The sequence below is a fragment of the Mesorhizobium sp. WSM3859 genome, from assembly GCF_002295065.1.
GTDB lineage: Bacteria > Pseudomonadota > Alphaproteobacteria > Rhizobiales > Rhizobiaceae > Mesorhizobium.
In genome coordinates, this window is sequence record NZ_NSGG01000015.1 from 155,616 (window position 1) to 181,864 (window position 26,249).

General features: G+C 57.2%; 15 protein-coding genes and 5 pseudogenes. 12 read left to right on the forward strand and 8 right to left on the reverse strand.

Going from position 1 to position 26,249, the window contains the following annotated elements:
• Positions 1-241 precede the first annotated feature (241 nt).
• The 7 genes and pseudogenes from CK230_RS26405 to CK230_RS32695 all read left to right on the forward strand — a co-directional run.
• Entirely contained in the window at positions 242-748 is a 507-nt protein-coding gene (locus CK230_RS26405; protein ID WP_095796050.1) for a GNAT family N-acetyltransferase, read from the forward strand.
• Between the two features lie 542 nt (positions 749-1,290).
• On the forward strand, positions 1,291-2,523 hold the full coding sequence (locus tag CK230_RS26410) for an acetyl-CoA carboxylase biotin carboxylase subunit family protein (protein ID WP_095796049.1): 1,233 nt from the start codon (positions 1,291-1,293) through the stop codon (positions 2,521-2,523).
• Between the two features lie 415 nt (positions 2,524-2,938).
• Positions 2,939-3,518, forward strand: a pseudogene (locus tag CK230_RS26415) (transposase); the annotation flags it as partial.
• Positions 3,519-4,277: 759 nt separating this feature from the next.
• Entirely contained in the window at positions 4,278-4,526 is a 249-nt protein-coding gene (locus CK230_RS33730) for a hypothetical protein (RefSeq protein WP_245330180.1), read from the forward strand.
• 605 nt (positions 4,527-5,131) lie between these two features.
• Positions 5,132-5,338 carry a tyrosine-type recombinase/integrase gene (locus CK230_RS33735; protein ID WP_245330179.1) on the forward strand — a complete coding sequence of 69 codons (207 nt, stop codon included), beginning with the start codon at positions 5,132-5,134 and terminating at the stop codon, positions 5,336-5,338.
• A gap of 834 nt (positions 5,339-6,172) precedes the next feature.
• Positions 6,173-6,445 carry a hypothetical protein gene (locus CK230_RS33740; RefSeq protein ID WP_245330178.1) on the forward strand — a complete coding sequence of 91 codons (273 nt, stop codon included), beginning with the start codon at positions 6,173-6,175 and terminating at the stop codon, positions 6,443-6,445.
• 258 nt (positions 6,446-6,703) lie between these two features.
• Positions 6,704-6,808 (forward strand): annotated as a pseudogene (locus CK230_RS32695) (transposase domain-containing protein); the annotation flags it as partial.
• A 12-nt stretch (positions 6,809-6,820) separates the two neighbouring features.
• On the opposite strand, the gene CK230_RS26440 reads toward CK230_RS32695, so the two are convergent.
• Positions 6,821-7,942, reverse strand: coding sequence for an NAD/NADP-dependent octopine/nopaline dehydrogenase family protein (locus CK230_RS26440; RefSeq protein ID WP_095796047.1), 1,122 nt, complete (start codon positions 7,940-7,942; stop codon positions 6,821-6,823).
• Positions 7,943-9,339: 1,397 nt separating this feature from the next.
• On the opposite strand from CK230_RS26440, the gene CK230_RS26445 reads away from it, so the two are divergent.
• Positions 9,340-10,506: a Xaa-Pro peptidase family protein gene (locus CK230_RS26445; protein WP_095819948.1), complete on the forward strand. Its 1,167-nt coding sequence runs from the start codon at positions 9,340-9,342 to the stop codon at positions 10,504-10,506.
• Between the two features lie 169 nt (positions 10,507-10,675).
• Complete coding sequence (locus CK230_RS33745; protein ID WP_245430071.1) at positions 10,676-10,804, forward strand: CoA transferase; 129 nt, start codon at positions 10,676-10,678, stop codon at positions 10,802-10,804.
• 536 nt (positions 10,805-11,340) lie between these two features.
• Here CK230_RS33745 and CK230_RS26450 read toward each other — a convergent pair.
• The gene (locus tag CK230_RS26450) at positions 11,341-12,243 is read right to left on the reverse strand and encodes a LysR family transcriptional regulator (protein ID WP_095796138.1); all 903 of its coding nucleotides are present in this window, start codon (positions 12,241-12,243) and stop codon (positions 11,341-11,343) included.
• A 615-nt stretch (positions 12,244-12,858) separates the two neighbouring features.
• Between CK230_RS26450 and CK230_RS26455 the strand changes: the two genes are divergently transcribed.
• A complete protein-coding gene (locus CK230_RS26455; RefSeq protein ID WP_095796045.1) occupies positions 12,859-13,773 on the forward strand; it encodes a LysR family transcriptional regulator in 915 nt (304 codons plus the stop codon).
• 1,154 nt (positions 13,774-14,927) lie between these two features.
• On the opposite strand, the gene CK230_RS26465 is transcribed toward CK230_RS26455, so the two are convergent.
• The 4 genes and pseudogenes from CK230_RS26465 to CK230_RS34110 all read right to left on the reverse strand — a co-directional run.
• Positions 14,928-15,815: an arginine deiminase family protein gene (locus tag CK230_RS26465; RefSeq protein WP_095796043.1), complete on the reverse strand. Its 888-nt coding sequence runs from the start codon at positions 15,813-15,815 to the stop codon at positions 14,928-14,930.
• A 58-nt stretch (positions 15,816-15,873) separates the two neighbouring features.
• Complete coding sequence (locus CK230_RS26470; protein WP_095796042.1) at positions 15,874-16,815, reverse strand: arginine deiminase-related protein; 942 nt, start codon at positions 16,813-16,815, stop codon at positions 15,874-15,876.
• Positions 16,812-17,874, reverse strand: a pseudogene (locus tag CK230_RS26475) (ornithine cyclodeaminase). The gene CK230_RS26470 and the pseudogene CK230_RS26475 overlap by 4 nt, the downstream one beginning before the upstream one ends.
• Before the next feature lie 96 nt (positions 17,875-17,970).
• Positions 17,971-18,210 (reverse strand): annotated as a pseudogene (locus CK230_RS34110) (hypothetical protein); the annotation flags it as partial.
• Positions 18,211-18,851: 641 nt separating this feature from the next.
• Here CK230_RS34110 and CK230_RS26480 point away from each other — a divergent pair.
• Positions 18,852-19,289, forward strand: a complete 438-nt coding sequence (locus CK230_RS26480; RefSeq protein WP_095796137.1) for an Lrp/AsnC family transcriptional regulator — start codon at positions 18,852-18,854, stop codon at positions 19,287-19,289.
• A gap of 1,614 nt (positions 19,290-20,903) precedes the next feature.
• Here the strand turns inward: CK230_RS26480 and CK230_RS26485 are convergent.
• Positions 20,904-21,796, reverse strand: a pseudogene (locus CK230_RS26485) (transposase).
• Positions 21,797-23,042: 1,246 nt separating this feature from the next.
• Between CK230_RS26485 and CK230_RS26500 the strand changes: the two are divergent.
• Positions 23,043-23,924 (forward strand): 50S ribosomal protein L11 methyltransferase, encoded by an 882-nt coding sequence (locus CK230_RS26500; RefSeq protein ID WP_095796039.1) that lies wholly within the window; start codon positions 23,043-23,045, stop codon positions 23,922-23,924.
• Between the two features lie 296 nt (positions 23,925-24,220).
• Here CK230_RS26500 and CK230_RS26505 read toward each other — a convergent pair whose 3' ends face one another.
• Positions 24,221-26,248 (reverse strand): hydantoinase B/oxoprolinase family protein, encoded by a 2,028-nt coding sequence (locus tag CK230_RS26505; RefSeq protein ID WP_095796038.1) that lies wholly within the window; start codon positions 26,246-26,248, stop codon positions 24,221-24,223.
• Position 26,249: the final 1 nt, after the last annotated feature.

Here is a 26,249-nt window from a genome sequence, read left to right on the forward strand (position 1 = left end):
ATTAGCTGCATCTCGCAAGGGTTGCTATGGATGGAAGTTATATGAGAATCAGGCGTTTTGAACCAGACGAAGTCGATCCGTTTCGACGCGTTCGTCTGGAAGGAAGTCGTTCCAACTCTATGCGAGCAGCTATGACAACTAAACGTATGCTGTGTTGCGAATTCACGATCTGAGATGATTGCTGACTTCATTGGTTGGCTGACGCTTATTGAGATTAGCTGCAAGTCGCAGGACGGTCGCGATGGATGGAAGCTGTTTGACAATCAGGCATATTCAAGCAGACGATGTCGATGCATTTCGCCGCGTTCGTCTGGAAGCGCTTCGTTTGGAACCATCCTGCTATGCGAGCAGCTATGAAGACTGGGCCACTCTTTCCATTGAAGAGTGGCAGCAACGCCTGACGGATTCAGTTTTTGTCGCGTTTCGGGATGACGAACCCGTGGGCATAATCGGTCTGCATCGACAACGCGAGAGCAAAATGGTTCATCGCGCCACGATTAGTATGGTTTATATGCGCAAGAACCTGCGGGGAACGGGGCTTGCCGGGTATTTTCTGAACACGATTGTGGACTTTGCGCGTGGAATCGGCATTTTGCAGTTGGAACTGTCTGTCAGTGCAGAGAATCCAGCAGCCTTACGTTTTTATCTTCGGGAAGGCTTCCGTGAGGTCGGCAGAATTCCTGGCGGTCTTCTTCATGAAGGCAGGGAGATCGATGATGTCGTGATGGTGAGTCGCCTTATCGCTTAGCCATTTTGCCCATGGTCAGGAGGTGAAGTTCCACTGCAGGAGATTTCGTCAATCTGGCTCTGCTTATGACCGTTGATGATGGCCTGTGAAGGTGCCGGTCAAGCTGAAGCAATAGGAACGACCAAAAGCTGAACGACTTCTCCTGAGCGCCCTTGTCACGCGAGAACTATACCGAGTGTCAACGAACGGTTCTCGGTCAAAATAGCGGGTAAAGCGCTTACCGCTACATTGGAGGAGGCTCTCCCTCAACGGCATCCAACTAAACCCATCCAGCCATTGGTCAATTAGCGAAACATATTGGAAATAACTTTCCAAACTAACGTCCCCCGTCCTACTTGCGTGACTGACAGGCGGCCTGTTTTAAAGAACAACGGCAAAGTCGTCCAGCCGATTAACCAAGCATTAAAATAGATTTACAGAATCTTCACGACCGCAAATCGTCGGCTCTGGTAGGTTCACACAAGGTCTGAGTTGAGGCGCGGATAAAAAGCTGATGCTGATATGCGCCTCAGACCGTCGTACAGCACGCAACGGAGGGTCCAATGACAAGAAGAGCGCTCATCCTGGTTGAAGGTCATAGGGGTAACGGTCTGCGATACGTCCAAGCGGCACAGCGTCTTGGTCTTCATCCAATTACCCTGTCGGCTGATCCAACTCAGTACCACTACCTTGCGAGTCATAGGCTTGAGGCAATCCGGGTCGAAACCGACCATATCGATGCGCTGATCCAGGAATGTTCCCGGCTGCACGCGACCTATGGCATTGCGGGCATCACTGGCTTTGCGGGCGAGGACGAGTCGGTGTATGCGACAGTTGGCAAGCTCTGCCAATTCTTCCATTTGCCAGGACCACATCCCGCATCGATTGAACAATGCTGCGACAAATTCACTCAACGTCAACTGCTCGCGGACGCTGGCGTGCAAATGCCTGCCTATAGGGTGGCAGCGGATGCGATGGAAGTAGAAAGCTGTGCTGCGGAAATCGGCCTGCCGGTGATTCTTAAGCCAGTCCTAGGGAGCGGCAGCCTCGGTGTGAGGTTGTGCCGTAATGTCGGCGAGTTGGCCGAACATACAACCTATTTGTTGGGTGGGAAGCACATATGGCGGTCTTCGCCAAGGATACTGGTCGAAGAATTCGCGGAAGGTCCGCATTATGTCGCTTATATAATGGGAAATGAGGTCATTGGGATTGTCGCCAATAAGTTCGGCCGCCCACCGCATTTCGTTTATCGTGAATCCACCTTTCCAGCCCTGCTAACTGATGATGAGCATGAGCGTATGGCCGATGTTTCGCTGAGCTGCTTGCGAGCTCTCGGCCTTGGCTGGGGCCCAACAAACATTGAATTCCGGTGGACCAAACGTGGGCCAGTCGTTATTGAAGTCAATCCACGCCTTCCTGGCGGTTCTCGAATGGTGCAGCTGGCTTACGGTGTCGATCTTGTCACCGAGCACATCAAGCTTGTCATCGGCGACGAATGGGATTTGCGGAGAAGGCATTCGCATATTGTGGCCTGGCGATCCCTACTTCCTGATCGCGATGGTATCCTCGATTGGATCAATGGCGACAGTTGGGCGGCTGCCGTACCAGGTGTCGCCGAGGTCAAATTGCACGTTAAACGCCAGACGCCGATCGTCCGGAAAGGCGACTATCGAGACTCTATGGGAGAGGTCATCGCCGTTTCACCCAGCCGTCCTCAGACCGAGGCGATCCTCCAGCGTGCCGTCGGCTTAATCGATTGGAAGATCTCACCATTTCCGACCGTTGAACAGAGATAATCCCTGCCCCCTTACCTCTCGAGCTGAGGAAGAAAAAATGGTTCCGGATAGATACCTAATGATCGTGTTCCTAGGATCGAGGTCGAAGCTCGATCGGCTGCAAGATCACTTCGACGGTAAGGTCGGGATCGTCGCCGAGATCGACGAACGATCCGGCGCGTCTGCGGTTTCAGATACTCCAACAGTTACGCCCCGCCTGGCGCGGCCTGCTATCTCGAGCCGGCGGCATTCCAACAATTGCTGAAGCTGCTTGCCGATCATTCCTCCGCTAACTCATATGCCAGATCGAGGCGGGGAGGTGGTGCAGATTTCATTTCTTAGTCCGGCGTCCGGCGCGGAGCGGCCGAGACCGCATCATCGAGGCTGGGTGACGAAGAGCAGGCACAGACCGCTTCTAGCGAACGTCAGCCGCTGTGTCGCCAAGCGCCGGGCGAACCGTGGTGCGTTGCCATCCCACCTGCCACGCACGAAATGGTCGTCGACATCGAGGGACTATGTCTGCCGTGCCGCCCCAATGACTTGCATCGGATCGGCGGGGATGTGAGCGAGCGGTCGTTCAGGCTCCGGCGCCCGCACGGCTAATTGAGGCTGGTTTTCCAACCGAGAAAGCCGTCGCCCAGGTGCTGGTCTCAAAAAATGCGGATCACCTTCCGCTCTATCGACAGACGCAGTTCTATGCCCGGCAAGGCATCTATCGTGATCGCTCGACGCTCGCCGACTGGGTCGGTCGCGTCGTTTGGCATCTGCGTCCGGTGAATGAGCGGCTGCTTAGCAAGCTGAAGGCTTCGCCGTAGCTCTTTGCTGACCGCGCCGGTACTCGATCCCCGCCTCGGCAAGATGAAGACCGACCAAACTCGGGGCCTGTGCCCGCGATGACCGACCATGGAATGGCGGTGACCCGCCAAGCGTCGCTTATGTCTATCCGCGGGGACCGGAAGGCCGAGCGTCCGATCGCGTATCTCACAGGCTTGGGCAGAATCCTGCAGGTCGACGGCTCTTGCGTAAGCGCCGCGTAGCTGATGCCGTTTAGCGCTGGTAGTTCCAAGGCATGAGCGCCTGATGTCGCTGTTTGGCCAGCCATCGGCGATGCGCTCGAGGGTTGGGTGAGCCAGGCATGCGGATCGGCATTGTTCATCTTGGCGGTTTATGCCGACTGCCGAACTATGCCGGGTGAGCAAGTTTTTACCAACACTTTCCTCAACGTAACGTTAGGTGGATCGGCATAGCTTAGGCTCTCTCTGTCGCAATTGACGCGAAGGAGAGGACACATGAACGCAAGTGACTATCTGCAACGCAGCACGCTTATCGGAAGCTGATCCACGGGCCATATGCCGAGTTTGCACGCGTTGGCTTCGGTCGGCAATGCACCTGGCGATCGCTAAGCCTGTTTCGTGAGCTGAGAGACTGGCATGTCGTAACGGGCACAATCTCCGGGATCTGAGCGAAGTTCATGTTGAGCGGTTTCTGGAGCACCATTCCAAACACTGGAGCATCGATTCGGGCGACTGATCGGCGCTTCGGCGCTTGCTTGCCGCTACGGCAAGAAGGTTTGATACCAACCGCCCTTCCGATTGAGCGCACGGAGTACAAGCAGATTGTTGATGTGTTCGCGGCTTACCTCACGAATGAGAGAGGGCTCGCCGCCTTGACGGTGGAAAGCCACAAGCTGCTCTCACGCCATTTCTGCAGGAGGTCTGTCCGGCGCAGATGGGTTTGCAAGCGCTCATCCCGGAGATCGTCATCGGTTATTCGATATGTCGAGCGACATGCTCTCGATGGCTCCGCCGACAGCGGCAAGGCGATGTGCGGGGGTGGTGCGCGCCTTCCTGCGCTATTTGCATCTGAAGGGCTTCATTTCGGTGGCCTTGGCCGATTGTGTGCCGTCGATCCGTCGCTGGCGGCTTGCTGGCCTACCAACCTTCCTGCCACCACAGAAGGTTCAGGTGTTCTCGATGCCTGCGATCGGACCACCGCAAAGGGGCTTCGCGACTATGCGGTTTTGATGGCGCTGGCCAAGCTGGGCTTGCGCGCCAGCGAGGTTGCCGCGCTCAGACTATGCGCACCACGGCACGCACCTCTTCCGCGTTGCGACCGACCTGCTGCGGTCGGGGGCCAGCTTTGCCGAGATCGACCAGTTGCTTCGTTCCGGAGCTCGACAGCACCAGGATCTATGCCAAGCTCGACATCGAGAAGCGGCGCGACTGAGCCTGCCCTGGCCGGGAGGTGTCCAATGAGCCGTCTTCGAACAACGCTCAAGCGCTATGTGGGCAGGCGCCAGGGATTGGGATACAGGTATCATGGCCCCGCTCGACGGTTGTCGGATTTCGTCCCCTTTATGGAGGCTCGCGGCGCGGGACCGTCACCACGGCGCTGGCGATGAACTGGGTGACGTTGATCGGCCGACAACCGAGTTGGTCCATCCGCCTGACCGCTGTGCGCTGCTTCGCTCAGCACCTCGCTCATTTCGACGCCATGACGGAAGTGCCACCTCAAGACGCTGTGCCGCCGGCGCGGCGTGCAAGCCCTACATCTATACCTATGCTGAGATCACGGCGCTTCTGGCGGCGGCACTGTCGCTGCCGCCGGCCAACGCCCTGCGTCGCTGGAGATGTCATTGCCGGTTCGGATTGATACGGTCGCCGGGCTACGCCATTCCGAAGCGCTCGACCTGCGCCGAAACGACGTCGATCTCGACCAAGGTATCCTCACCATTCGGGAGACAAAGTTCGGCAAGTCGCGGCTGGTCCCGCTCCATGCCACGACGGTCGCCGGACTATGCCGCGCGAGGCGACGCGCATCTCGTCGCGCCTCGTAACCCCTATTTCTTTGTCGCCCAGCAGGGCGGCAGATTGCTGCACCAATACGTGCACCGGGTGTTCTGGCAGCTGTCGCGACAGATCGATCTGCCGCAGCGGGGGCAGCGCAATGGTCCGCGGATTCACGATCTTCGTCACCGTTCCGCCGTCCAAGCCCTGACCAACTGGTATCGTGTGAGCGAAATGTCGAGCGGGAACTGCCGGTCCTCTCGACCTTTCTTGGCCCCGCCAATGTTCGCGACACTTACTGGTATCTATCCGTCGCGCCGGAGCTAATGACCCGTGCCGCGCGACTGCTGGATGAGCGGAGGGAGTCGCTCATGAGTGCCTCGAAAGGTCTGGCCGTGCTGATCGAGCGGTGGTTCACCGATCGGCTCATGCGATATCGAGGCGTAAGCTCCGACACAATCGCCTCCTATCGCGACACCTTCCGGCTCCTGTTGATTCGCGCAGACACGCCTTGGCAGGTCTCCGTCGCAGTTGACACTGCGGGATTTGGACGCGCCTTTCATCGGCGCATTCCCGGAGGACCTCGAGACACTGCGATCCGCTTCAGTAAGGACCCGGAATCTCCGCCTCACTCCCATTCGGTCTTTCTTCAGATATGCGTCGTTCGAGGAGACCGGCCCATAGCGCCCAGATTCAACGCGTGCTCGCGATCCGAGTAAGCGATGCGACAAGCGACAGCTTCAGTTTCTCACCAGGCCCGAGATTGAAGCAATCCTGGCCTGTCCGGATCGCAGCACATGGTTGGGACGCCGTGATCACACTCTGCTGTTGCTGGCCGCGCAAACGGAGTTGCGGAGATCATCGACCTCGACCGAGACTCGGTGATGCTCGGGCACGGTGCCCACGCGCGATGCGTTGGTAAGGGCCGCAAGGAGCGAAGTACGCCGCTCACCAAGGTTGCACAGCAAGCCCTTCGGGGCTGGCTCGACGAGCCTAGAAAGCGGGGGGCAAGGGCTCTCTTTCCGAACATGCACGGCGGCAGGCTGAGCGCCGACGGCGTGCAGGCGCTGCTGAACAAATATGTTGCCAAGGCTCGCGAACACTGCTGCTGCAGGCGGGCGTCGATTGTTCGGTCATCGCCTATGGCTGGGCCGTGAGGCGATGGAAAGAACGCTGACCTATCTTCACGCACATCTTGAGCTGAAGGAATCCGCACTTGCCAAGCTGAAGCCATCGAACGCGCAAAGGCCGAACGATTTCGACCAAACGACCGGCTTCTTGCGTTCCTGAACGCCCTTTGAGCATGAGGAACTATGCCGAGTGTGAACGACCGGTTCTTGGTCGAAATGGCGGGCAAAGCGCGTCATACCGCCATGATCGGAAGAGGCACTCGGCATAGTTCGGCGGTCGGCATAACCTGCAAGCTCAACGGCGTTGAGCCGCTTGGGAATCTCGCCGATGTCCTCTCCAGGATCGGCCACCCCAACAGCCAGATCGATGACCTCCTGCCCTTGGCCTAACTATATTTCGTCCTATAAGCCCGACTGCTTTTCGGCATTCGACGACCATGGCGGGCGGCAAGTAGCGCTGTCGACAAACCTCAAGAATTCGGTTTTTGACATGTGATCCAAGCCAAGACTCCTGAGATTTCGGCCCGTTTCAAAATAGTCGACGCCATTAATGACTGACGCGATCTCCACTAATGCCCTCATGGTCCGAGCGTCTATGCCGGCTTTGATGCCGAGTTCGCACCAAGGGACCAAAACATAAGGTATGTCCTCGGCCACATATCTGTCTTGCATGTGGGCGGGCGCTATCTTGGTCGCATTGTGAACTTTCGTGTGGAAGGCAAAGTCCGAGAATTTGTCGAAAGCGCCACCGTAGAAGCCCACCATTTCCTGCAGAACCGTCTGCGGTCGGAAACCGAGGGCCTCGGCAATCTTCAGGCGTTCACTGTCTACCGCTTCGATGACGTGCCCGACTGAAGGTGAAATTCCGTCGCGATAAAAGTAGAAGTCTCCTCTTGTGCTTTCGATCCACCCAGTGTTTAATATGGCGGTGATCGGGTGGATAACTCCATTATTGGACTGCATTCCAATATCGAAGACGTTATGGGACCACTGGAGCGGCGCAGGAAATATCTTCGCGATTTGGGACCACTGCCTCTCATTTAGACTGTTCGGGAAAGCGGCTATTGGCAAGCTATTCTTGATACCCTTGATCAAGACTTCACCGTCCTGGACCCGAGACGAATATGGTGACGAGTTGGTTTCAAGGATAGCCAGGGCGTTCAGCTTTTTTGAGCAGGCTAACGCGAAGAAATTGGCGTTGATTACGACAACTATGTGACTGCTCAGATCGAAGTCTTTCAGTTCGTTGACAATTACGTCGTGCCCGTATGATGGAACGGCAATCACCAGAACATGCGAAAATTGTACCGCATTGGCCATCTCGGTGGTTATGGTCGGATAGAATTGGCCTTCAATTTTCATACGAGCGGTAAGGTTGCCGGTTCGCCGGATCGCGTTGATATTGCGGCGGTGATTGGGGTGTCCGTAGAGGAGGACGTCGGCCCCACGATGGGCCAAATCCGCCGCGAAAGAGCATCCGCAATTTCCGGCACCAATGATTGAGACTGACAGTTTGGAAGACATCGCTCCCTCTTCCTAGTTGAGTTGCGTTTGTCTAGCGATTTGGCCTGGTGAACACAGGTAGGCTGACGGAAACCGGGGCCTGCTACATCTCGACTACCGCTTTGAACAACAGACCAAGCACTTCGAGGTCCATGCCGGATGGAACAGTAAAGCGGAGCCAATCCAAATATCGAACCCCCCGACAGGATTGTGCTGCCCATAAGCGCAGATTGCAGGTTCTCTGTCGGAATGAAGAAGTGATGAATGAAGACAAAATTGCCGTGAGATTGCGCAGCTTCGAAGCGGGCCGCTCTGATATTCCTCCATCCAGCTCGGGCCGGGCTCCTGAGTCCACGCGAAAGAACACAGGGAAGCACTGCTTGTCGAACCCCATGTTTGAGTCCACGGTCGGCCTTGGCCGATGCTGAGCGATAACGAGTGTCAATGCCGATCAGGCCTATCGGGCTTTCGGATTCGACAATGTTCCTTTCCGTTAGAATTCGGACCTGACATATGGCTTTTCTTCCTTCGCTCCATTGATCGCGATATCACCCCGAGATGATAGCGGTCAGCAGCTGCTGTCTCGCGACGAGATAGCTTCAAAAGTCGTGCCACGCCGCTGATGGAGTCTCGGAAGGAATTTTCCGCACACTGATCAACGGCTTACATGAAAGTGCGGCAGGAACTCAGGTCGAACACCACTGTGTCGCGGACGCGACAACCGGACAGTTGTATATCCAATTAGTTACAGATAGTGACGCATTCTCTGGTGGCGCACGAAAGTTGCCGGGTGAAATCTGTGCCTCATGCCGGCCCAGTGGTCGGCGGCCAACGCCATCTTTGGCGCGAGCGAATTGCCTAGCAGCATATGCTCGCCTGGGACCCGTTTGCCGCTTCCGTCTCGCATGTATGGCGATGCCTGACTTTGCCTGTCTTCTGGCCCGAGTGGGTAACGAACGTGTTGGGTTCGAGAAGACAAGCGAGAAAACCGGATGCTGAACGGCGGCGCGGCGTTACTCGCCTATTCATGAAAGAGCACTCCGTTTGCATTGTCGAGAACCCTGGCGCGATTCGCCGCAAAATGAACGTCGTCGCCAGCCCGACGTCTCAGAATTGACGTGCTCTCTTAATCTCGGAAGTTGGTCCAGGGGCTTCGTGCCACACCCCGAGAGTCAATAGTAGTAACAGCTGCTTCAGATAAAATTTACAAAATCTTTGCGACCGCGGATCGCTGATACTGGTACCTTCACTGCAAGTTTGAAATCAGACACGCCGAAAAGCTAATGCCGTTTTGCGCTCAAACTGCCATACGGAGGGTCAACAGCCAATGGCCTGAAGAGCGCTCATCCTGGTTGTCGCCGAATCTCGAGTTGCGGGATGCCCGCCGTCTAAGCAACAATTCATGAATGAGGTGATCTATGACCACTACGTCGTCGGCAGTTCCAACCATAGGCCTTCCATTCCCTAGAACTGAGTATGAACGCCGTCAACAGAGAGTGTTCGAGGCTATGGAAAGAGCCAACCTCGACGCCCTCTTGGTAACCGCTCACGGTCATCTTCAATATCTTGGCGGATATAACGGGCGCGGCGCATATTTCATGCCGTTCCCATTGATCCTCGTACCGGGACGAGAACCGACCTTCGTCGTGCGAGAGTATGAGTTGGGCAGCGTCCGACTAGAAAGCTGCGTCGAGGAAATAGTTACATATCGGGAGCAGTTCGATTTTGCCCCGGTATGCGCCGCTGCTGTTCGGCGTTTCGGCTTGAGGGGGCGCAGAATTGGGCTTGAGCTCGGCTGCTGGGATCTTGCGCCAGCGGACGTTAGTGCACTTCAGGCGCAACTTCCGGATATGAAATTTGCTGACGCGACTCGTCTGGTCGCGACGGTGGCAGCTGTAAAGACGGAGATGGAACTCGAAGCCATGCGATTCGCAATGGAAATGACTGACATGGCCGTTCGAACATTCCAGCATTCCCTGCGGGACGGAATTACGGAAGCGGAAGTGGCTGCGAACATTGACCGAGAAGTTGAAAAGGCCGGGGGTGTGCTACGGGCGAGTTCCACGACTCTGCTGTTTGGTGAGCGGACGAAGCTTTCGCATGGCAGTCCGAAGCAGCATCCGATCAGAAACAACGAACCAGCCTTTATGGAGCTTGCTGGCATAAAACACGGTTACGCCTGCGGGCTGGTCCGGAGCGCCGTCCTTGGTCGACACGCGGAGACTGAGTTCCTGCACGATCTCTCGGTTGAAGTTCTGGAGGCCGTTATTGCTGCGATCAAGCCTGGTGCGACCGCCGGTGAAGTTGATGCCGCCGGGCGAGAGGTGCTCAAGCGACACGGACATCCTGAGTTTCTGAATCATCGGGTCGGTTACCAAACCGGGATCAACTGGGGGGAGCGCGGTAACATCAGCCTTGAGCCCGGTGCGTTGGACATACTTGAGCCCAACATGACCTTGCATATGCCAATCATCCTGCGCGGAGAAAGCGGTTACCTGATTGGAACCAGCGAGCACGTCATGGTGACAGAGCGAGGCGCGGAAATACTCAGCCGGACGCCTCACACGCTGCATCGTGCAAGTTGAAGGGGCCGAGCTTTGCCAATACTTTTCCTTAGATTGGAGGAGGCAAGCGAACGACGTCGCTAAGTGTCTGCTTGTGTGCGCTGAGATCGGAGGCGCACCGCGCCATCCTGAAATCGCTCATCGCCGCTGCTGACATCTTCATCCAGACCTGAAGCCGGGCTGCATCGAAATACTCGGTTTCGGGTCTTCCGATCTCCGCCGACGCTTGCCGCCGCTGATCACCTGCCACATCTCCGGTTTCGGGGATGCGGGCCTGTTTCCCGCCGGAAGGCTTATGATCTCGTTCAGGCCGAAATAGGTTTGTGCGCGATCGCGCGATCACAGGTTACGCAACAAGGACCGGCCCGGCTAGGGTGTCCGTTTGCGATGTCTCAGCGAGCATGACGGGACAAAGTGCCATTCTTGAGGCCCTATATCACCGCGAGGGGACTGGCATTCAGGTGTCCTGTCCGATGCACTCGCTCCGACACGACTATAGCAGTTATCACGCAATACGCCGCGGGCGCGCCTAGCATTGCGGCGAGAGCAAAGACATCATCTTTTCGGTTCAGAATGAACGCGAATGGGTAAATTTCTGTGAGATAGCGGCCGGCGGCGATCTTCAACTCTGAGCGCCCCCTTGCGGCGCCCCGTTCCGGCTTTTGGCTCCATTACGAAGACCGTCCCCGAGGAGGTAGTAGCGCGTCTCAAGGGCCGTGTCAGCGCCAGCGGGGGCTTTCCCTGACGCACCCCTTCGAGCGCGACTCGTCAGACAGTGCGAGGTTCAGAGACGGGACAGCCGCAGAGCCTGGGGTAATCCCGGCTGATGGCGGTTCCTTCTTCAGCACCGTGCAATTAAATGGTCTCATACGGCAGCGCCTTTAGAGCATCGAGTAACACCGCACAGAATTCGCTCACCAAACGCGGTGGAGAGCTGTCGCTCGGACGCACTATTGCGAAGTGATATGGAATAGCGGGGGCAAACGGCCGCTGGTGGAGATTGTTTGCGGTGTAATAATCCGCTGTAAAAGGGTCGACAATTCCCACCCCTAATCCCTTGCTCACCAAATCGCACAGGTTCAGCGCCAGGCTGCTCTCTATCCTGCGGGTGCAATTCACGTTGTGACTCTCGAGCGCAGCGTCTGTTTGCATACGCAGATGACTTAGCGGTGACAGACAAATAAGGGATTCTCCCTCCAAATCGGTTGCATGAATAGTCTGCTTGTCCACGAGACGATGCCCCGTTGGCAGGATGCAGACGGCGCGAAAAGAAGGCACTGGCTCAACAGTGAGGCCTGGATAGTCGCCAGCGAGGATCGATATCCCGAGTTCGTAGTATTGGAGCGAAACCAGTTCAAGAACCGTTTGAGACGGGACTGTATCTAGATAGATTAACACATCGGGGCGGTCGGCGATAAACGACTTGATGACCCCAGACATAAAGCTCAAGGCTGGTGCGGTATAACAGGCGACCCTCAAGGAGCCCATGTGAGATTTCTTCAGCTCGGCCGCAACTTGCTCAATGTGGTGAATGCCGTTAAAATGCCGCGACACCTCCTTGAACAGAATACGGGCCTCATGTGTGGGACGTAACCGATTGCCCGTTCGTTCAAAGAGGCTGATCCCAACTTCTTCTTCGAGATCTCGGATTAAGCGACTGATCGCAGGCTGGGTGATCCTTACAAGATCGGCTGCGGACGTCATTCCGCCCGTCAGCATTACGGCCCGAAAAGCTTCCAGCTGTCGCGACTGTATCATAGCTCCATCCACAATATTTTGCCCTATTCTCATTAGTGCTCTTGCTGCATGGAAAGCAAGGTTTTAGTAACTGCTCTAGAGATTGGGGTCCTGTCGCGGAATGCAGCGTGGTGAGTTCGTCAACTCCTTCCACTGCCGAGGAGGGTAAATTGTGGCGGGCCACGATAGGGTCTACGCGCACATTCTTGCGGCACCCATGGCATGGTGGCTGCGCCGGGTCGCGAGACCAAAAACATAAAATATGAAATTCGATGGAGGGGCGATCGGCCAACCTTTGTGGCAGAAGACGGTGGTATGCACTTAGCCTTCGCAAATCCTAAACAGCTGTCGAGGTAGCTGCACCGAATGGCTCGGTCGCCGTAACGAAGTTTGCGGCGGCTTATGCGGAAGGTGACTCAGCTCTTGCTCATACGACGGAGACTTGACAGTCTTACTATCAGCTCCTTATCAGGTCCTCGGTCGAGTGCCCGCCCGGTTGTCTGAAAAGGCGGCTTGCCGGTAGAAACCAGGAGAGCCGTTATCCCCCTTTCGGTAAAGACGGAGCGCAAGTGCGCTCGGGGCACAACGTTCAAATTTGAGTGTTTTTGATTGCACTGCCTACTTGGTGAACTTGCGATGTCTTATCAAATAGAACTGGGGAGCATCCGCTGCTTTGTAGTGGTAGCAGAAGAACTTCATTTCCGAAGGGCGGCGATCAGGCTAAACATGTCGCAGCCGACCCTGACTCAGCAGGTTCGCCGATTGGAAGATCTGATCGGTGTTCGCCTGTTCATCCGCTCGACCCGGCGGGTGGAACTCACTCCTGCAGGAAACGCGTTCCTCCCCCATTCCCGGGAGATCTTGCATAAACTCGGTGAAGCAATACTCAATGCCAAATTGGAAGCTGGTGGACTAAGTCCGGGCGGCGAAGAGTTGATCATCGGGGCGATCAGCCCGGCGACAAGTCGATTGCTTCCGTTGGTTTTGAGTCGTTTCCGCGGACGTTATCCCAGCACTAGGTTAGTCATCAAAGAAGTAGATTCGATCGAACTTCTTCGGGGGATCGAACGCGGCGATTTCCACGTGGGACTGATGCGCCCGCCATCGAACAGCAACCTAGTGCGGCTCCGCCACTTGATTTCGGAACGGTTTGTCGCAGTGATTCCTCGCCAATCGATACTCGCGAAGAAACCTGCTTTGCGATTGTCCGATTTCGTTGGCCATAGTGTCTTTGCACTGAAGCGTTTCGACCTATCGAGCTTTGAGACTGTTTGGGAGCAGCTTTCTGGCGCCGGGCTATTAACCGAGAGCGGTATCGCTGTCTCAGACACCACCACTGCTCTCGCACTCGTGACAGCCGGCGTAGGCATCACTTTCTTGCCAGAGTGGGTGTCTGCGGTTGCGAACGACAGCGTCGTCACCCGATTGGTCGAAGACATGTCCGTCGAGATTTCAATGGCAGTGGGTTGGAATCCAGATAGCCCCGTTCCAGGCATACTGCCTTTCGTTGAGTATGCCACGCTGGCAGCGCAAAGCATGCTCTCGGCGTAAAAATGATGTCACCTAGCTTATCATTTCCTCTCGGTAGTGCGTCAACTCTGGGACACGATGGGTCACGCAGATGATCGCGAGGATTTTCCATTCAGCCTGGATCCGGCGATTTGTCAATCAGCGTTCGGCGATGTCCCCGGGGGGGGAAGCCCGGAAGCGCAATCGAACCGTCGGCGCCCAGGAAGTGTCGGCCACGCGCTTCCGGCGTAAACAGGGTCTTGGCAGTCGCCCGTGCGCCGTCAGGCCGTCAGGCTCTTCAAGAACCCAGAGGCGGTGTTCAACTGCCGATCTGGCCAGATTGCGTCGAGATAGAGGCCGTCGGGCTGAGTAACATCCCGAACCACCCAGCTGGACGTGCTGATGGCATTCCGCACCAAAAGGCGGCCCTTGCTCGCCAGCAGGACCGTTGCACCGTGCGGCAGCGCCGTCACGACGAGAGGACACCTGTGCGCAAAATCGACAAGACGGATTCGCTTAGCGTGGAAAGAATACTCCGCGTTACCGCCCCGGCAGTCTGCGAAACAGAACCGCCCCAGCGGCCACGTCGACGCGCGAGGCAATAATGTCGAACGATGCAATGACCCTGCATTTGAGGCGAATGCGCCGGATGAACAGCCTGTGCACATGCAGCGATGTTCCAGACATTCGGCGCACGCCGAGGCAACAGGTGAAACATCACGCGGCCTTGCAGGCCACCGGCGTCCACAGCACCAGGCCACGAGATGAAACGTCCGTTCCGTCATTTCGTTCAGTCGTCGGCAAAGTCGTTGTACCAATCGGGTGCGATGAACTCGATTATGACCATCATGGTGCACGTTGTGGCAGATATTTGCAGCCATGCCTTGAACTTGATGCCTGAGTTGCTCTGCTGTGCGACTTCCCGAAGTTTTCGGCGCGACGGTCAGTCTCCTGGCGTGAGCGCGGCCAATCTCGCCGGCATTGGCAGACATGCGAGCACCAGCCTAAGGCGGCGCGACGTTCGCACAGCGCCGTGCCAGTCTGTCAGCGACCCGCTACCGGTACTCTGTTCGAACAGCGAAGTTCGAGACGCCCACAAGCGCACTACAGTTCCGTATGCAGCCTTGCTCAAGTTCGGTGGACTCCAGAATGCGTAATCCTTTCGCCAGAATTCCCGCTTTTCTTGGTGCCGGCGATCACTCGGACGGCTTGTCCCTATGTTGATGCCCACCATGCGAACTCCAGAACGCGGACACAGATGATGAGCGGTATTGGGACGGGCTATTACCCTCCCGGTACCAACGCAGTGACATGCAGGAGAGCCCGGCATCAATCTTTTCGATTTCGGCGGTTTTCAGAAGCACGACCTTGTAGCCCGCCTTGTCGAGCATCTCGATCGTGCGCGGGTAGCTCTCGCTAACCATGACAATGTCGTTAACACGAAGCACGTTCGCCGCGGGCTCTTCGCCTTGCGGGACGATCATTTTGTGGAAATCGTTGAACACGGCAGCGTTCGCCAATGCAGCGGTCGCAATCACAGTCTCATCGTCAAGCAGCGAGGAGGCTGTCTTGAAGTGCAGAACCCCGTTCGGAGTCTCAGCGATCTGGGCATTTCCGCCGAGTTGCTCGATGCATGCGACAAGCCCCTCAGCGCCGGCCTGGTCAGTGCGCGCGGAGAGACCGATCAGGATGCCCTTGGCCGTGTACATCACATCCCCACCGTCGGCTTGCCCTGGGGAAGGCAGTTCGAGCACGGTCTCGAACATCTCGCGCAGGATCGGTGCGATCTCTGCGGTCTCATCGATCCGGGTTGGCGTTCCAGGACGGAGCAGGATTGCACCTTCGCTGAAAACGAGCGCGGGGTCTTCGACAAAGATGGAGTCCGGAAATGTTTCAAGGGCCGGAAGAACGGTCACCTCGACACCTGCATTCCGCAGGGCGGCAACATATGCGTCATGCTCGGCCTTGACGCCTTCGTAGGTCGGACTGCCTCGATCTTCGGCACGCACGCCGTTGAGCACAGAGGTGCAGGGTTCGCGAACAATTGCGGAGTTGAACCGATAGACTGATCTTGGCCGCCACATTTTCATGTCTTTGTTCCCGTGCCTTTCTTATGTCCGGCTTGCTCGGCCGTGACTACATTCATGCAATTTGCGGAATACGCCGCGCCAAGTGAATCCCGGCAAGCATGCAGCGCACTGATCCCCCCGCGAGCTCAATTGTCGAAACATCGAACGACAATAGTTTCGCGGCCTGCTCGATTGCCGATATCTGCTCCAACTGCAGGGCTGCATGCGCTCGCGCTGATAGCGCGACGATGCGGCCTTCCCTCCCCTCCAGTTCGATGGCATTGCCGGCAAAGTTTTCGATCTGCTCGATCGAAAGCTCGATGACCAGACGACCGGCTTCCTCGAGCCTCGCAACGACTTCCTGCCGCCGTCGAGAGTCAGGGATCGACTGCTCTCCTAACAATGCGAAATCAGTGCCGATGCACATCAGGACGTTGGTGTGGTAGATTGGTTTGCCGCTGCGATCAACGGCGTCAAAAATCATTGGCTCGAAATTGAAGTGCGTGCAGAACCTTTCGAGTGCAACTTCGTTCGCCCTGTTGGAACGAACCACGTACGCAACACGGGCGATGTGATCGAGCGCCATCGCACCGGTTCCTTCCAGAAAGATATTGTCTTTCTCAAGACCGGAATAATCGATGACGTCCTGAACCCGGTACTCAGTCTTGAGCATCTCGATGATGTCGGCACGGCGCTCGTGTCTTCGATTTTTTGAGTACATGGGGTAGATCGCGGCATGTCCGCCAGAGTGGGTTGAAAACCAGTTATTCGGAAACACTGAGTCGGGTGTTGCGGTCGACACGTCCTCGTAGAGGTGTACAGTGATCCCGGCATCAGCGAGGCCCTGCGCCATGCGCGTGACTTCTTGATATGCTAAAGTGGCCAGATCATCGGGCGTGCGCTTTTCATCCCGCGCTTGAAACGCATTGTCTGCCGCAGTGACTGGGTTTGGTGTGAAATGATGAGGGCGGATCATCACGACGGCCGTCGGCGCCTGCACAGATAACCTTCTCATGCGCCACTCTGCTGCATTACCGCAGCCGGCTTCGCGGCGCGCAGGACCTTCGCGGCGCGCAGGACCATTCCGAAGAGATCGCGTGGCTCGTCGGGATCGACCAAGAGGTCGAGCTCTTCATAGAGGCCGGTCTGCCTAAGCTGGTCGCGGACGTAGCGCAGGGCCGATAAATTCTCGATGGCGAAGCCGACGGAATGGAACAGCGTGATCTGGCGCTCGTGCCTGCGGCCCGGTGCCTTGCCAGCGATGACTTGCCAGAGTTCGATAACCGGGTGGTCAGGGTCGATTTGCTGGATCTCGCCCCCAAAACGAGTCTGCGGCTGGTATTCCACGAAAATGCCGGACCGTAGCAGGATGTCATGGTGAAGCTCCGTCTTGCCGGGACAATCCCCCCGATCGCGTTGATGTGGATGCCTGGCCCGACCAGGTTGTCAGTGAGGATCGTGGCGTATTGCCTGTCGGCCGTCACGGTCGTCACAATTTCGGCCCTCTCGACCGCTTCTTGTGAGGAGGCGCAAGCTGTGACGTCATAGCCCATGCCGGCTACCTTCTTCACGCAACGGCGCGTTGCCGATGAATCGATGTCGTAAAGGCGTAGTCGATCGACATCGAGAATTGCCTTGAATGCGATCGCCTGAAACTCCGACTGCGCGCCATTGCCCATTATGGCCATGGTCCGCGCCCCTTTGGGCGCCAGATACTTTGCAGCGACTGCGGACATGGCTGCCGTGCGCAGCGCAGTGAGAATGGTCATCTCGGTCAGCAGCATCGGATAGCCATTGCCAACGTCGGCGAGCACGCCGAAGGTCGGTACTGCCTGGCGGCCGGAGCGCGTGTTAAGCCGCAGGTCTCGCCGTCGCTTGTCGGCATCAACTCGATGACGCCGTCCGCGCTGTGGGAGACGATGCGCGGCGCCTTGTGGAACATTTCCCGGCGGCGGAAGTCCTCCTCGATGTAGCCCGCGAGGTCGATCAGGAAGCGCTCCACGCCGGTCGCGAGTACCAGCTTCATCATGTTCTGAACGCTAACAAAGGGGATGATGTTCAGTTTCTGTTGCATCGGTTCAGTGGCTCCTTGGGGGCCTAATACGGCGGCCATCAGGTTTGCGACGAGATCGACCATGAGGATGGCAGTGCGGCCTCGCTCGTCGAGGAATGGGTTGAGCTCGACGAGGTCGAGGAGTCGACGCTGGCACGAGGCCGGAATCGTCCAGACCGAATGCGCCTTACGGAAGTTTGCACCGCCCGGCATGGTGGTGCCGATACGGGTGCGATCGACTGGTCGAGCAGATGATCGGCGTCGAAACTCACATGGAGCATGCCTCGTCCGCGGTGCGGAAGGCGCGCAGCAGAGGCACGGTACCTGCTCGTTGTGCGCATGTTCTTGGACGGTCATGCGGGCAGTTCAGCGATACGGGTCGGATCGACTAATTCCGGCAAGTCCGCGGCGCGCAGCGCTCGGCTTCATGCGGCATCCCATGCGTCCGGCTCCGTCGTGGACCGGCGCGCCAATGATCTCCCTCATCATATCGCTCCCCCGACTGCAAATTTCGTAGCAATCTTGCCCACGATGTTCTGGCGAAATGAACAGATCAATTTGCGATTTTTCGATGCAACTGTTATCTCATTGACAAACGACTCCCGCCAATATGGAACCTGAAACTCTGGCGAACATTTGGCGGATCACCGCCAGAACAAGTGGATGAGCACCAGCTGCTCAGATTTGGTAGATCGAGCAGTCTCGCCTAGCAAACGGTCCCGCATCGGGAACGGATCGTTTAAGCGCGGAATTCTGGTCCGCCACTGAGACGTTCGACAGGGGCGTCCTCGGAACCACAATATTCGGATGAGATCGGGTGGACGCGGAACTCGGCTTCAACTCCTCGCCCACGTATCTGGACGGAGGTCAAATGAACGACGGTTCAGCTCTCGCTCTGCCTAGGAAAAATTATGAGAAAGTCGAATAATGTTTGTTGTTCAAACATGTGATTTGCTCGTTGCATGTTGTTCTGGTGGGGCTACATCCTGGCAGGTGATATGGATCATCTAGATGAAAAGCTGGTCATGCTGCTGCGCCATGACGGGCGAAGAAGCGTCTCCGACCTAGCTATCGAGCTCGGCGTGTCGCGCGCGACTGTGCGGGCACGCATGGAGCGGCTGAAGGAGTCTAGCACAATCGTCGGCTACACGGTCATCCTACGCTCCGACGCAATGGAGCAATGGGTGCGGGGCATCATGATGATCGCGATTGAGGGGCGCGCCGCTGATCGAGTTATCCGCGCCTTGGGCGTGCTTCCAGCGATCTCTGAGATCCACATGACAAACGGTCGGTGGGATCTGGTCGTGGAACTTAGCACGGAGACACTGGCCGGTTTCAACAACGTGCTCGGCCGGATCAGGTCGATTCCAGGAATTACGGGGAGCGAGACAAGCTTGCTGCTCGCTACGCCGCGTAGCACGAAGGCAAGACTTTGAGGTGATTGCAAGATCTCTGAAGTTCGGGTGGTTCTGATATCAAACTGCATGAAACGCTCGGCGTGGGTCAAACGCAATGGTTCCGAGTGAGGGCTCATGACTCGGCGTGCAGCCTGCTTGAGGGTGCCCTTTTGCTTGTGGGGCTTGTTCGCTTTCGTCTTCAGCAAGGTCGACAATCGGTCAGCGAAGGGATCAACCTCATTTATGACGGCCCAGCGCCGACCGCGAAGAGAAGCGCGTGATCGGAAGATACGACCGGAAAAAGAACAGTGGCAGCTTAATTTCAAAGACCCCAACCAGAGAGGGCTCTTAGATAGCGCGCGCGAATTGCCTAGGCAACTCCAGTGTTGAGCACGGCGGCCGGATGTTCATTTGCGGCGAGTGCGCGCTGGCGGCTCTTGAAACGCAAACTTTTTTCTGTGAACCGGTACTAGAGATTGAGCCCAAGCGGTCATGGCCCAAAATAAGGCCGGACATTTGGCCGCACTGTTCATAGTATGAGCAACCTGAAAGAGCCATTGCCAACGGAGCCGTTCCACCTATGTGGCGCCATAGCGAGGATTGATGTTGCTTCCTGGCATGTCTATCCGCGAGACCTTCCTTCTCCGAAAGCTGTCAAGAATGTCGGAAACCCGATCGAAGCGTCGCCTAGGCCGGACGGCCGGTACGAAGAGAAGCAATGCGGACGGTGCGCAATTCTGCAAGCACTTGCTTTAATGATTTGGTCACGGGGGATCTCATCCGCAAATTGCAGGAGTTATTCGCGGACAGCATCGCGGAACCGCCGAAACGTGGGAAGCGCAGAGGAGATAATGGCAGGACGACAGGCCAAGGGACGATGACGTCCTCATCGGCGATACGATCACATTCTTGCGTGGACATCTAAGCGAGTTCGCGCAGCCTCCGCAGCACTGGCAGCAGCCGCCGATCTCATTAGGAGTCGCGACACACCTTTTTTATCGGCCTCTGATCAAGTTTCGTGCAGCCCGCCTAAAGCACTGTGTGGGCGCATCGCTCGGCTCGTATATGATAGTTTGGTCGACGGAATAGGGGACGGCTATGATGCGCTCCGGTTGGTCGGTAGCGATCTTGCTAGCAGTTACTATTAGCCCGTACAGTCGTTACACAATGGAGTAGAGTTCGCGGTTTCGCGTGGTACGAGTTAGTCGCAAGCGAGCAATCTCCGGGTGTCCGGCATTGGCAGGACTGATCAACGCGTGGTGTTAGCGCCACACAACGCCGAGGCAGGCATCCACGGAAAGACTCCGATCATCGGGGTTGATCTGGCAAACAGTGTACGGGCGGCAGCGGAGGGATCGGTCGTGTTTGCAAGAAGCTGTCGCGGCTTGCAGTTTCGCAAATTCATGGCGGGTCAGCCGGCATGTGCGGGGCGATGGAGCCGCGCGCCGGCTCCCATTATTGGGCTCGCAAGATGGTCCGGCTTGGTCATCAGCCGAAGCTCATCAAGCGGCAAAATATGATCAGGTTGGATCTGGCAAAGTCGCTCTTGCACCTCCATGGCCGTTGATGGCGGGACACGTGAAGATCGTGTCTCAGGAAGTGGTGTAGCTGACGGCGTTGGTCGCCGCGCTCTCCGGCAGACAGCCGGGTTGATCAGCGCGCCACGGCTGGCAGGCTGATGAGCGGATCATCGCTCAACTGGCCGACGCTTTCCAGCGTCATGTAACGGGCACGCTGCACGGCCTTCCAGGAGCAGAGCGCCGACCAGGCGGATGATGGCATCATCGTTTGGAAAGATGCCGACTACGTCGGTTACGGCGCTTGATCTCGCCATTGAGACGCATGATAGGATTCGTGCTGTGAAGCTTGGCCCGGTGCTCCTTCGGGAAGGTCATGTAGGACCCCGCGCAGGCCGCGCCGGGTAGCTTGCGCAGGAACTCCGTCCAGATCGGCTCGGCCTCCGAGGTGCCGATCTCCATGCCGAGCACCCCGCGCCGGCCGTCGCTGTTGACGCCTACGGCGATGATGACGGCGACCGAGACGATGCGACCGCCGCGACGCACCTTGAGGTAGGTGGCATCGATCCAAAGATACGGCCAGTCGCCCTCGATGGGCCGTCCAGGAACGGCTTCACCTTGCCGTCAATCTCTTCGCACAGCCGCGACACCTGGCTCTTGGAGATGCCGCTCATGCCCATCGCCTTGACCAGGTCGTTGACCGAGCGGGTCGAGACACCTTGGACGTAGGCCTCCTGATGACGGTCGTCAGCGCCTTCTCAGCCATGCGGCGTGGCTCCAGGAAACTGGGCAGTAGGAGCCTTTCCTGAGCTTCGGGATGCGCAGCTCGACCGTTCCGGCCCGGGTCTCCCAGTCCCTGTCGCGGTAGCCATTGCGCTGGGCGGTCCGCAGCGGGCTTTTCTCGCCATAGCCGACGCCCGTCGCGGCACCCACCTCCAGTTCCATCAGCCGCTCGGCGGCAAAGCCGATCATCTCGCGCAAGATATCGGCGTCGGGGGTCTTCTCCACGAGCGCGCGCAGGTTCATCATGTCGTCGGTCGTCGGTGGTTCCTTCGAATCAGGTTGGTGTCAGCAACCCGACCCTAACGGAAGAACATCGATGACCACCGCTGCGCCGCTCGCTCGCTACGGCGCTGTTGAGGGCGCGCTCGCGAGCGGCTTCGCTACCGCCGAGCTACACCACCTCGCGGGACACGACCCACGTGAAATTCGAAAGAAGCTATCGCGACAGCAAATGCCCAGTCATTCACCTGCCGTCGCAGAGGTGGAATCCTGCTCCGGTGTCCATTATTGGTCGCAGGAGATTTCAAGGCTCTGCCACTAGGTGAAGCTGATCGCTCCACAGTATGTGCGCCCTTGTGAAGTGCAGAAGAACGCTGCAGATGCACGGGGCAATTAGGTCGTAGCGCAGCACCCCGGAGATGCGTAGTGTCGAGCCAAAAACGGAGCGCAGCAGGCTAGGGGTGTTGCTTCATGCACGAGCTGTGTGTCCGGTCGAAGGAATCTGTGTTCGGCACCTGACATGCTGAGGCCCACGTATTCCGCCATTGCGGCGCGAAACACATGGTTTTTGCTCTGTTGCTCGCACAGCCTCTTCGGTGGGCACGCCATTTGCATGGGACACGGTGAAGGATCTGTTACGACATAGCGATGTCGCAGTCTCCGGCCCAGGGATCCATATGAAACTTACTCGAAGGAGCCAAATCAATAGGATGGACGTCGCACCGTTAAGTGCGGTCCGGCCGATTGGGGCTTTGCCGTGTATGTCGCGGGATTCGTTGTCATTCCCTCAGCAGCGGCGCTGGTTCCTTTCGCGTCTGGCCGGCGGCAGCGAGGATTCTCACAATCCAGGGGAAGGCTTCGCGGGGAGGCGCCCCTGCCGTCCGCCTTGGACAGGTTGGTGGCGGGGCGTCATGAGGTGCTACGCACCTTCCGGGGGGAGGACGGCGAGCCGTTCCAGCGGATCAGCCCGGCGGACGTCGGCCAGTTGATGTGGAGGTGACGATCGCGGAAATAATGCGCCATGAAGCGCGGCGGCGTTCAACCGGGAACTCCGACCGCTAATCCGCGGATGTCTGATGTGCTTGGGAGGGCGACGATCATGTGCTGCTAGTCACCATGTACCACCTAGTCTGGGCGCTGAAGATCCCGACCCGCGAGCTCAGCGAACTCTAAGCCGCGGCCCGGGGGAAGAGCCGCGCGGATCGGGTTATGCCGTTGCCGGTGCATTTCCGGACTACGCGATTTCTCATGCACTCCCTTCTGAGGTATCAAAATGACCGAAATAAATTCGCGCGCTCGCGACGGTTCGAAAATTCCAAGGTGGCACTTCACGATGCTACGCGATTCCGGGCGAAATGCAGCAATCGAGGCGGCAATCGCGTCATGTAATGTTATAGGCAAGACCGTTGTTGAAATCGGCACGGGGGCTGGCCTTCCGGCGATGCTCTTCGCCAAATATGGCGCCAGAAAAGTGTTCACATGCGAGATGGATAAGCGACTTGCTGAGGTGGCCCGCGAAGTTACCAGGGCCAACGATTTGCAAGATAGGATTGCGGTGATTGCAAAATCGTCGAGGCAAGCGATTTTGGACGGCGATCTGCCTTCGGCACCTGACTTTATATTCACAGAAACATTGGATTGTGGTGTCGTTGGTGAGGGATACGCGGTGATTGCTGAAGACATTCGCCACCTTGCTGGTCCTCGTACGGTTGTGATGCCGGAACGGGTACAGCAATTCGGCTTCCTCTGCACTGACACACTAGCTTTCAAAAAAAACTCCGTCTCTACCCAATGTGGCTTCGATCTTTCTCACTTAAACTTATTTGCCGAGCATTCATATTTCGCCGTCAACAAAATTCTTCATGATCCCGAATGTATCTCGGCAACTGTTCTATTCAGGCAATACGACTATCTCGATCCGAACGCATTGGAATCCGTAGAGCACCGAATCATAGCCCATAGTTCCGGCCTCTGTCACGGAATGACGTCATACTTCGACGCCTATTTTGGAAAATTTCTCGTCACGTCCAGAGATCCGAAGAGCCATTGGGCCACTGCTTTCCACCCTTTACGAGAACCTGTGCCGGTCGAATCGGGGCAACATTACTATTTGAGGGGCACTGAAACTGGCCTGATAGAGCTGATTTCTGTATGAAACATTCCGAAGCAAGGGGTAACATGCATGCCGAGCGCGGCTTTGCCGCGAAACTTGTCCACCTTATGGCTGCATGCCCTCACGAAGGGGCAGGCAAGCAGCCAAGCAGACGTTTCGGTCTTTACATGTTTACCGCCGGAGGATACTGCTGTTGCCCTCTTGTTTATGGGCGGGACCGAATTCCACTTACGACACTGCAGGGCAGTGCTCCGTCACATTTCGAGAAGCTACGGCTCTGCACGTCGTATGGCACTGCTGTAATCCAGGATACTGGATGCCTAAGAGGGCATCCAGTATCATGATTGAGGGCCTTGACCCCTACAAAGAGTTTGAGCACCCATCGGGTGAGAGAACTGTCGCTCAGTCGCTGATAGACTTGCGTATTCCTCGTCAACGGCTTGGTGCAGTTTCGCGGCATCGACTGGCTTGCCTTCCGCCAACATCCGATGATGGACGTTTCCGACGAGCTGACTGCGGATGCGCGGTTCAAACGTGAGTGCTAATGAGGCGAGCTCCCGACGCACAGCTGAAGGCCACACCTGGTCCTGTCGCTCACGCTCGGCGCAGAAGTGGAAATCGGCAAACTTCAGCTTCGCGCGCTCGCGCCGCTTCTCAGCGGTTCCCGCTTCATCGATGCGTCCGTTCCGCCCGAAAACGAGCGCATAGACCTCTCCCGCACGTTTCGGAGACAGCATGCCGTTCTCGATCTCGCGTGCGAGCGACGCAACATCCCGTTCAAGCGGATCCCCGAAGGCTCCACCCGTAGAGCTCGTGATCCGGAGAACGTCGCCGTGTCCAAGTTCCAGAACCGCGATTTTTCCGATTGACCGTTCCGCGGGCGTTTCAGGATTAACGACCGCTTTTCCGAGCAGTCCGATTTCACCGCCTTTGACCCCCCAGGGAGCAAACACGAACCGGTTCAGGTTTCGCACGGTGATGAGAGCGCGGTGGGCGGTGTTTTCCATTTCCACCTCGAGTGCCGCGCCGCTTACGTATTGACCCGCGCGTCGACTGTCTGGAATGAGCCGGATTGCTCGCATGACCAGAACGGTTTCGATCTCGATTATTTCGACAGGGACACTGCGCTGCGAGGCACGCACTTCCGACCCGTCGAGACCATCGCAACTCCGGCGCGCACCGCCACCTCCGTCGATCGTACCAACGACGCTGACCCTATCGCGTCCCGTGCGAGGATCGGGAGCCGCCACGACAATAACCCCGCTCATTCCCCCGCCAGCTGCTGCGAGGCCTTCTGGCAGCGCTTGGTTGAGGCAGCCCAGAATGGCGTCGTAGGCGCGCGTCGCCGCCGCCGCACGTGAGCCACCGGCGGCAGGATAGATTGCGTTGAGAACCGTACCGCGCGGGGCGTGACTATTGATCGCGCGCAAGATACCGAAGTTGCGCGGTGTCATCGGGTCCACAGTAAGGATGTACGCGTAAAGGCACTGAATAACGTAAGGATGGGTGCCCGCCCCGGTCACGAGATTATATGCGGCGGCAAGCTGCGGATCGGTCCCTGTGAAGTCGACCTCGATTTCACTGTGTTTGACCGTGATTGTGGTGCAAAAAAAGGCGAGCTGGCCGTCATGAATCCCTTCAAGATAGTCGGAGAAGGAGTAGACTCCGTTGGGGATCTTCTTGATTACGGCCCGAGCTTTCGCTTCCGCGTAGTTGATAACATCCTGCATGCCTTCTTCGACGGAGTCTCGGCCATAGCGCCCGCAAAGCTCGTTGATGCGGCGGTCCATGCTCTTCAAGCCGGAAATCATCGCCTGGATGTCGCCCCACAGCTCCGTCGGGATGCGGCTGTTGTCCTGGAAAATCAACTTGATGGCATCGTTGAGGACACCGCCGTCGTAGAGCTTCACTGGTCTGACCCTGATCCCTTCCTGGAACACCTCGGTGAAAGCCGGCGAGATGCTCCCCGGGACGGCGCCCCCAATATCGGAGGCATGGACGAACGCCCAACCTACGGCGATCAGCTTGCCTTCGCAGAAGATCGGATACAGCAGCGTGACGTCCATCAAATGAGTCACCAGGCCGTCAGTGCCGAACGGGTCGTTGGTGATGATGATGTCCCCGGGTTTGAGGTTCTCCCGGCCGACGACATCAAGCGTGGGTCGCAGGGGCGATCCGACGAAGACATTCACACCGGACATCATCGGATAAGCGAACATCTCGCCTTCGGCCGTCGCGATCGCGCACTGGTAGTCCTGAACGATCTTCACGAACGTGGTATGCGCGGTGCGGTAAACTGCGGCCGATGCTTCTTCAACAATCGCGTTGAAACGATTGTTCATAATGGCAGTACGAACGGCATCCATT

Bases quoted from the DNA above. Each gene is read 5' to 3' on its own strand.
- CK230_RS26405 (WP_095796050.1), top strand. From the start codon at position 242: ATGGATGGAAGCTGTTTGACAATCAGGCATATTCAAGCAGACGATGTC.
- CK230_RS26410 (WP_095796049.1), top strand. From the start codon at position 1,291: ATGACAAGAAGAGCGCTCATCCTGGTTGAAGGTCATAGGGGTAACGGT.
- CK230_RS33730 (WP_245330180.1), top strand. From the start codon at position 4,278: ATGTCGAGCGACATGCTCTCGATGGCTCCGCCGACAGCGGCAAGGCGA.
- CK230_RS33735 (WP_245330179.1), top strand. From the start codon at position 5,132: ATGTCATTGCCGGTTCGGATTGATACGGTCGCCGGGCTACGCCATTCC.
- CK230_RS33740 (WP_245330178.1), top strand. From the start codon at position 6,173: ATGCTCGGGCACGGTGCCCACGCGCGATGCGTTGGTAAGGGCCGCAAG.
- CK230_RS26440 (WP_095796047.1), bottom strand. From the start codon at position 7,942: ATGTCTTCCAAACTGTCAGTCTCAATCATTGGTGCCGGAAATTGCGGA.
- CK230_RS26445 (WP_095819948.1), top strand. From the start codon at position 9,340: ATGACCACTACGTCGTCGGCAGTTCCAACCATAGGCCTTCCATTCCCT.
- CK230_RS26450 (WP_095796138.1), bottom strand. From the start codon at position 12,243: ATGATACAGTCGCGACAGCTGGAAGCTTTTCGGGCCGTAATGCTGACG.
- CK230_RS26455 (WP_095796045.1), top strand. From the start codon at position 12,859: ATGTCTTATCAAATAGAACTGGGGAGCATCCGCTGCTTTGTAGTGGTA.
- CK230_RS26465 (WP_095796043.1), bottom strand. From the start codon at position 15,815: ATGTGGCGGCCAAGATCAGTCTATCGGTTCAACTCCGCAATTGTTCGC.
- CK230_RS26470 (WP_095796042.1), bottom strand. From the start codon at position 16,815: ATGAGAAGGTTATCTGTGCAGGCGCCGACGGCCGTCGTGATGATCCGC.
- CK230_RS26480 (WP_095796137.1), top strand. From the start codon at position 18,852: ATGGATCATCTAGATGAAAAGCTGGTCATGCTGCTGCGCCATGACGGG.
- CK230_RS26500 (WP_095796039.1), top strand. From the start codon at position 23,043: ATGACCGAAATAAATTCGCGCGCTCGCGACGGTTCGAAAATTCCAAGG.
- CK230_RS26505 (WP_095796038.1), bottom strand. From the start codon at position 26,248: ATGGATGCCGTTCGTACTGCCATTATGAACAATCGTTTCAACGCGATT.